Source organism: Bradyrhizobium sp. CCBAU 51627 (genome assembly GCF_028128765.1).
Taxonomy (GTDB): Bacteria; Pseudomonadota; Alphaproteobacteria; order Rhizobiales; family Xanthobacteraceae; genus Bradyrhizobium.
The window spans coordinates 98883-105246 of record NZ_LBJG01000084.1 but is presented as its reverse complement, the minus strand read 5'-3'; the positions used below and the strand labels follow the sequence as shown (position 1 = coordinate 105246).

The following is a 6364-nucleotide window of genomic DNA, read 5'->3' as shown; positions in this document are numbered from 1 at the left end:
CGCCGTTCTCATCGACGACTTCTCGCCTCAGGAATGCCAAAACTACTTCCGCCACGACGGATACGCTTCAGCTTAAGTGACGGATGCTCTAGCCGCCGAATTTGTCGAGGAGCGCCGGAAACAGGCGGTCCGGCTTGAAAGGCGGTGCGGTGAAGCGGATGCCGGTGGCATCTGCAATCGCGTTGCCGAGCGCGGCTGCAACCGGATTGTACGGGCTCTCGCTCATCGACTTCGCGCCGAGCGGTCCGATGGTGTCGGACGTCTGGGCGAAAAACACTTCGGTTCGCGGCACGTCTGCGAAGGACGGCAGATGATAGTCACGGAACTTGGGATTGGTGACGCGCCCCTCTGCGTCGATCACCATCTCCTCATAGAGCGCAGCACCAAGCGCCTGCGCAACCCCACCCTCGATCTGCCCGCGGCATTGCATGGGATTGGCGACGACGCCGGCATCGGCGGCCTGCACGCTCCTGAGAATCCTGACCTCGCCGGTGCCCTTGTTCACGGCGACACGAAAGCCCTGCACGTTGAAGCCGACAGATCGCGGCGTTCCCTCGGAATTGCCGTGGCCTGCCAGCGGACGGCCGCTTTCGCGCGCGAACTTGGCGAGCTCGGCAAACGAAATCCGTCGCACGCCGCTGACGACGGCCTCACCCTCGAGGATGCAATTCGAGATATCGCAAAGCCACGCGTCGGCGGCAGCGGCCTTCAACTCAGTCGCGATCTGCGTGGCCGCGGCCTGCGTCGCCTTGCCGGCAACGAATATTCCGGTGCTGCCATAGGCGCCGGTGTCGTGGCCGCCATGGGCGGTGTCGGATTGGCGCAGGCGGATCCTATCGACGGTGGTCGCAAGGATAGTCGCGGCGATCTGCCGGTGCACGGTGCTGGTGCCGTTGCCGAATTCGGCGGTGCCGACGGTGAGATCGAAGCCGCCATCGTCGTTGAGCGTGATCGTGGCATCCGCGATGTGGCCGGCGGGCGGCACCGTGTCGATCATGGTCAGTGCGATGCCATCTCCGATCAGCCATTCCGGCGACAGGTCAGGTGCTGGCTGGTCTGCCTGCATCGCGCGCTCGACGAGATCGATGCACTCGTCGAGCCCGTAGGAACCGTAGAGCACGTCCTGGTATTCGGATTCGGGCGGCGACAGCATGGGATCGCCGGGTCTGACGATATTGCGGCGACGCATGTCGTAGGGGCTGATGCCGAGCTGCTTGGCCAGCTCGTCGATCGCAGCTTCCACCGCGATGACGGCCTGCGGCAGGCCATAACCGCGAAACGCACCTGCGGGCACGGTGTTGGTGTAGACGACGAAGCCGTCGACCCGCTTGTTCGGGCAGTTATAGACCGCGATGGACTCCGCCACCGCGTGGAACATCACGGAGGGGCCGTGATTGCCGTAGGCGCCGGTGTTGGAGAGCACGTCGAGCTGCAGCGTGGTGAGCTTGCCGTCGACGTCGGCGCCGGCCTTGATGTGGACCCGCATCGGATGGCGCGTCGAGGTCGCGATGAATTGCTCCTCGCGGGTGAGCTCGAGCTTGACGGGCCGTCCGGTCTTCAGTGCGGCCAGCGCCAGGATATCCTCGACGAACATCTCCTGCTTGCCGCCGAAGCCCCCGCCGACCCGCTCGCAGAACACGCGGACCTTGTCGATCGGAAGCCCAAAGATATTCGAGAGCGCGCGCCGGGTCAGGAACGGCACCTGCGTCGAGGTGCGGACGTTGAGCACGCCTGCTTCATCGAGCCAGGCAAGGCCGCCATGGGTCTCCAGCGCGGCGTGCTGCACACGGTGGCTGTGGAAAGTGGCCTCGTAAGTGACCGCGGAAGTCGCGAGCGCGGAGGCGACATCGCCGAACTCACCATGAATCTCTGCAACGAGATTGCGCTCCGCATCCGCAACGCGGTTCGCGCTGGTGCGATCAGGATGAACGCGTGGTGCACCCGGCATCATCGCCCGCTCGGAGTCGATCAGCGCGGGCAGGATTTCGTACGTGATCCTGAGCCGGCGGCAGGCCTCCTCGGCCGCACCCTCGCTCTCGGCGACCACGGCGGCGACCTTCTGGCCGATGAAGCGGACCACATCGTCGAGGACACGCGTGTCCTCGGGGTCCATCCAGTGATTCTCATGCCGCGCCGTCGAGAACAGAACCGAAGGCGCATCCTCGTGCGTCAGGACAGCCTGCACGCCGGGCACGGCCATCGCCGCCGACCGGTCGATCGACACGATCCTGGCATGCGCATGCGGCGAGCGCAGCAGCTTGATGTGCAGCAAGCCGCCGATCTGCGTGTCGAACGTGTAGCGCGCCCTGCCGCGGACGACGTCGGGACCCGCGGGCGCCGGCAGGCTGTGGCCGAACGCCGCGCCGGCCTCGACGATGGCCTCGACATTGGTCTTGCCGTGGATCGCGTCCTCGATCGACCGATACCCGGTGCAGCGGCAGATATTGCCCTTCAGCGCCGTGCCGAGATCAGTACGCTGGGCCTGGTTCAGCGAGGCGCAGGTCAGAATCATGCCGGCGGTGCAGAAGCCGCATTGGAACCCCTGTGCGTCGAGGAAGGCCTGCTGCATCGGATGCGCACCGTGCTCGCTGCCGAGGCCCTCGATCGTGGTGACAGCGCGCCCCTCAGCGCGAAACGCGGGGATCAGGCAGCTATGCACGGGTTCGCCGTCGAGCAGCACGGTACAGGCACCGCAATCGCCGGCATCGCAGCCCTTCTTCACGCCGAAATGGCCGAGCTCGCGCAGGAATGTGCGCAGGCATTGACCGGCGCGCGGTGTTTGCGGGAACACCGTGCCGTTGATTTCAAAGCTCATGGCGGCGTTGCCCCCAGAAGCTCGGCGCGGATCTCCTCGGCGAGCCGCAGCGTCATGTGCTTGCGCCAGAATGGCTTGCCATGAAGGTCGGTGTGATAGAGATCGTCGGTAATCTCCTCGGCGATGGCGGCGCGAAGCGTGTCCGCGTCCGGCGGCTTCGGAAACGATACCTGGATCGGACGTACGGTCGAGGCGGTGATCGTCAGCGTCAGCGCTCCCATACTATCGAGACTTCCGATCAGAAGGGCCGCGGAGCGGCCGACTGGCGCGAGCGAGATCTGACGAAAGGCGGAGCGGCGCTTCAGTGCAGCAAGCGGAACATCGATCTGCCGCAGCAGGTCGCCCGGCGACAGGCGGTTGCGCTGGTTGCCGGTGACGAAATCGGCGACGGGAATCCTCTGCTCGCCACCACCGGCCTTCCAGATGGTGCAGACGCCGTCGAGCGCTGATGTGAGCGAGATCATCGGCCCTGCGGGCAACGACATGCAGAGATTGCCGCCAACCGTCGCCGTCTTCCAGATCTTGAAGGAGGCGAGGAAGGCGCGGCAGCACTGGCTGATCAGCGGGGCTGCGAGCCACTCAGGCGGGACGGTGAGCGCATCGAGTTGCGAGATCGTGCAGGTGGCGGCGATGCTGAGGTGGCTCGGTGTGATCGACAGCGCCGGCCATTTCAGATCGGTGAGATCGATCAGCCGCGTCAGGTGGGCTTGTGGCTCCGAGAACAGCCACGTGCCGCCCGCAAGCCAAGCATCACCTGGCGTCCAAACGGGCAGCTCGGAGCGCGTTTGCGGATGAGAAACCGCTGTGATGGTATTCAAGTCCATGGCTGCGACAACGCCTGCGCCGGGTGAATTGGCTCGAGGGAAAGTCTTGCAAGACCAGCGCCAAGTAGCAACAACAAGTCGCGGCAATTTACGCTCTCGGGTTGGCACTTGCGTTGCAGACCGGTAGCGAATGGGAGGAGAAGCAAGTGCATGAGTGACGCAAAGGCGATCTGGATCAGGGATCCCCTGGCGATCCTCGCCGACGATGCCGAGCGCGGGATCGTGGTTAAGGACGGCCGAATCATTGAACTCGTGCCCGCAGGCGGGACGCCTGTGACCACCGACGTTACGGTGTTCGATGCGAGCGTGCATGTCGTGCTGCCGGGCCTCATCAACACCCATCACCATTTTTATCAGACGCTGACGCGGGCGCTGCCGGCGGCAATGGATCGCGAGCTGTTTCCCTGGCTCCAGGCGCTCTATCCGATATGGGCGAAGCTGACGCCTGAGCGGCTGCAACTCGGCGTCACGGTGGCGATGTCGGAGCTGCTGCTCTCGGGGTGTACGACCACGACGGATCATCACTATGTCTTCCCGGCGGGCCTCGAAGAGTCCGTCGACGTCGAGGTTGACGTCGCAAAGCGGCTTGGCGTGCGCGTGCTGCTGACGCGCGGCTCGATGAACCTGTCGCAACGCGACGGCGGCCTGCCGCCTGACAGCGTCGTGCAGGACGAGGACACGATCCTCGCCGACAGTGCGCGCGTGGTCGCGAAGCATCACCAGCGCGGGGCGGATGCGATGGTGCAGATTGCGCTGGCGCCTTGCTCGCCGTTCTCGGTGACGACGTCGCTGATGCGCGCCACCGCCGACCTCGCCGGCAAGCTCGATGTGCGCCTGCACACCCATCTCGCCGAGACAGAGGATGAGAACAAATTCTGCCAACAGATGTATGGCTGCCGCCCGCTCGACTATCTCGAACAATGCGGCTGGCTGAATGCGCGAACCTGGCTCGCGCACGGTATCTTCTTCAACGCCGACGAGATGAAGCGGCTCGGCAGGGCCAAAACGACCATCAGCCACTGCGCGTGCAGCAATCAGCTGCTGGCCTCCGGCTGTTGCCCCGTCTGCGAGATGGAGGAGGCCGGCGTCGGCATCGGCATTGGGGTCGACGGCTCGGCATCGAACGACGGATCGAACCTGATGCAGGAAGTGCGCGCGGCGTTCTTGCTCCAGCGGGCGCGCTACGGCGTGACCAAGGTCAGCCACAAGGATGCGCTGCGCTGGGCCACCAAGGGCTCGGCGGCCTGCGTCGGCCGTCCGGAGCTTGGCGAGATCGCGGTCGGCAACGCCGCCGACCTCGCACTGTTCAAGCTGGACGAGTTGCGCTTCTCCGGCCACGGCGATCCCATCGCCGCCCTGGTGCTGTGCGGCGCGCATCGGGCCGATCGGGTCATGGTGGCGGGGAACTGGGCCGTGGTCGACGGCGCCATCCCGGGACTGGACGTTCCGGAGCTCATCCGCCGGCATGGCGCCGCGGCGCGGGCGATGCAGGCGGGATAGCAGATGCAGGCGGGATAGCAAATGAGAAGGAGGGGGCGACCACAAGTGCCGGGTGCTTCTGGCCACCCCCTCCAAACCTCCTCCGGGAGGAGCAGGTCATTTAGGTGATGCAAGAAGCGTGCTACTTGCCCGGCAGCTTGTCGTCGATGCCCTTGACGTAGAAATTCATGCCGAGGATCTGGCCGTCCGCGAGATTGGCGCCGCCCTTGCACTCGATCTCCTTGCCGTCCTGCCCAATGACCGGGCATTTGAACGGATGCAGCTTGCCCGCGATGATCGCGGCCTGGGCATCCTCGGCAATCTTCTTCACGTCGTCGGGCATGTTGGTGTACGGCGCCATTGCGAACATGTGGCTGTCGAGGCCGCCCCAGGTATCCTCGGACTTCCAGGTGCCGTCGAGTTCGGCCTTGACGCGGGCGATGTAGTAGGGCGCCCAAGTGTCGAGGATCGAGGTCAACTGGGTCTTCGGTCCGAACTTGATCATCTCGGAGTCCTGGCCGAAGGCGAGCTTGCCGCGTTCGCTGGCGATCTGCATCGCGGCGGGCGAATCCGTATGCTGCATGATCACGTCGGCGCCCTGGTCGATCAGCGCCTTGGCGGCGTCGGCTTCCTTGCCCGGGTCGAACCAGGTGTTGGCCCAGATGATCTTGACCTTGATGTTCGGGTTGATGCTCTGCGCCGCGATCATCGTCGCGTTGATGCCGGAGACGACCTCCGGAATCGGGAACGAGCCGATATAGCCGAGCACGCCGGACTTCGACATCTTCGCCGCGATCAGGCCTTGAATGTAGCGGCCCTGATACCACTTCGATGAATAGGTCGACATATTCGCGTTGCGCTTGTAGCCGGTGGCGTGCTCGAAATGCACGTTCGGATATTTTTTCGCGACCTTCAGCGTCGGATCCATGTAGCCGAACGAGGTCGTGAAAATCAGCTTGTTGCCGGCACGGACGAGCTGTTCGATGGCGCGTTCGGCGTCGGGGCCCTCGGGCACGTTTTCGAGATAGGTGGTTTCGATCTTGTCGCCGAACTCCTTCACCAGCGCCTGGCGGGCGAGCTCATGCTGGTAGGTCCAGCCGAGATCGCCGATCGGGCCGAGGTAAATGAAGCCGACTTTCAGCTTGTCGGCGGCGGAGGCTGCGCTGACGCTCCCGGCAAGCAGAAGGCCGGCAGCCAGCGCAAGAAGTGATTTCCTCATCATCAATCTCCAAACATCAGGGGAAAG

At 64.6% G+C, this 6364-nt stretch carries 4 protein-coding genes; 1 reads left to right on the top strand and 3 read right to left on the bottom strand.

All coding sequences use genetic code 11. The features are described 5' to 3' along the window. Positions 1 to 88: 88 nt before the first annotated feature. Together XH88_RS30050 and XH88_RS30045 are read right to left on the bottom strand one after the other, a co-directional pair. Positions 89 to 2815, bottom strand: a complete 2727-nt coding sequence (locus tag XH88_RS30050; RefSeq protein WP_271671838.1) for a molybdopterin-dependent oxidoreductase — start codon at positions 2813 to 2815, stop codon at positions 89 to 91. After that, positions 2812 to 3639 carry an FAD binding domain-containing protein gene (locus tag XH88_RS30045; protein ID WP_271671837.1) on the bottom strand — a complete coding sequence of 276 codons (828 nt, stop codon included), beginning with the start codon at positions 3637 to 3639 and terminating at the stop codon, positions 2812 to 2814. The genes XH88_RS30050 and XH88_RS30045 overlap by 4 nt, the downstream gene beginning before the upstream one ends. Positions 3640 to 3789: 150 nt before the next feature. Between XH88_RS30045 and XH88_RS30040 the strand changes: the two genes are divergently transcribed. Then, positions 3790 to 5139: an 8-oxoguanine deaminase gene (locus tag XH88_RS30040; protein ID WP_271671836.1), complete on the top strand. Its 1350-nt coding sequence runs from the start codon at positions 3790 to 3792 to the stop codon at positions 5137 to 5139. 121 nt (positions 5140 to 5260) lie between these two features. On the opposite strand, the gene XH88_RS30035 is transcribed toward XH88_RS30040, so the two are convergent. Then, positions 5261 to 6337, bottom strand: a complete 1077-nt coding sequence (locus tag XH88_RS30035) for a BMP family ABC transporter substrate-binding protein (RefSeq protein WP_271671835.1) — start codon at positions 6335 to 6337, stop codon at positions 5261 to 5263. Positions 6338 to 6364: the final 27 nt, after the last annotated feature.

Bases quoted from the DNA above. Each gene is read 5' to 3' on its own strand.
- XH88_RS30050 (WP_271671838.1), bottom strand. From the start codon at position 2,815: ATGAGCTTTGAAATCAACGGCACGGTGTTCCCGCAAACACCGCGCGCC.
- XH88_RS30045 (WP_271671837.1), bottom strand. From the start codon at position 3,639: ATGGACTTGAATACCATCACAGCGGTTTCTCATCCGCAAACGCGCTCC.
- XH88_RS30040 (WP_271671836.1), top strand. From the start codon at position 3,790: ATGAGTGACGCAAAGGCGATCTGGATCAGGGATCCCCTGGCGATCCTC.
- XH88_RS30035 (WP_271671835.1), bottom strand. From the start codon at position 6,337: ATGAGGAAATCACTTCTTGCGCTGGCTGCCGGCCTTCTGCTTGCCGGG.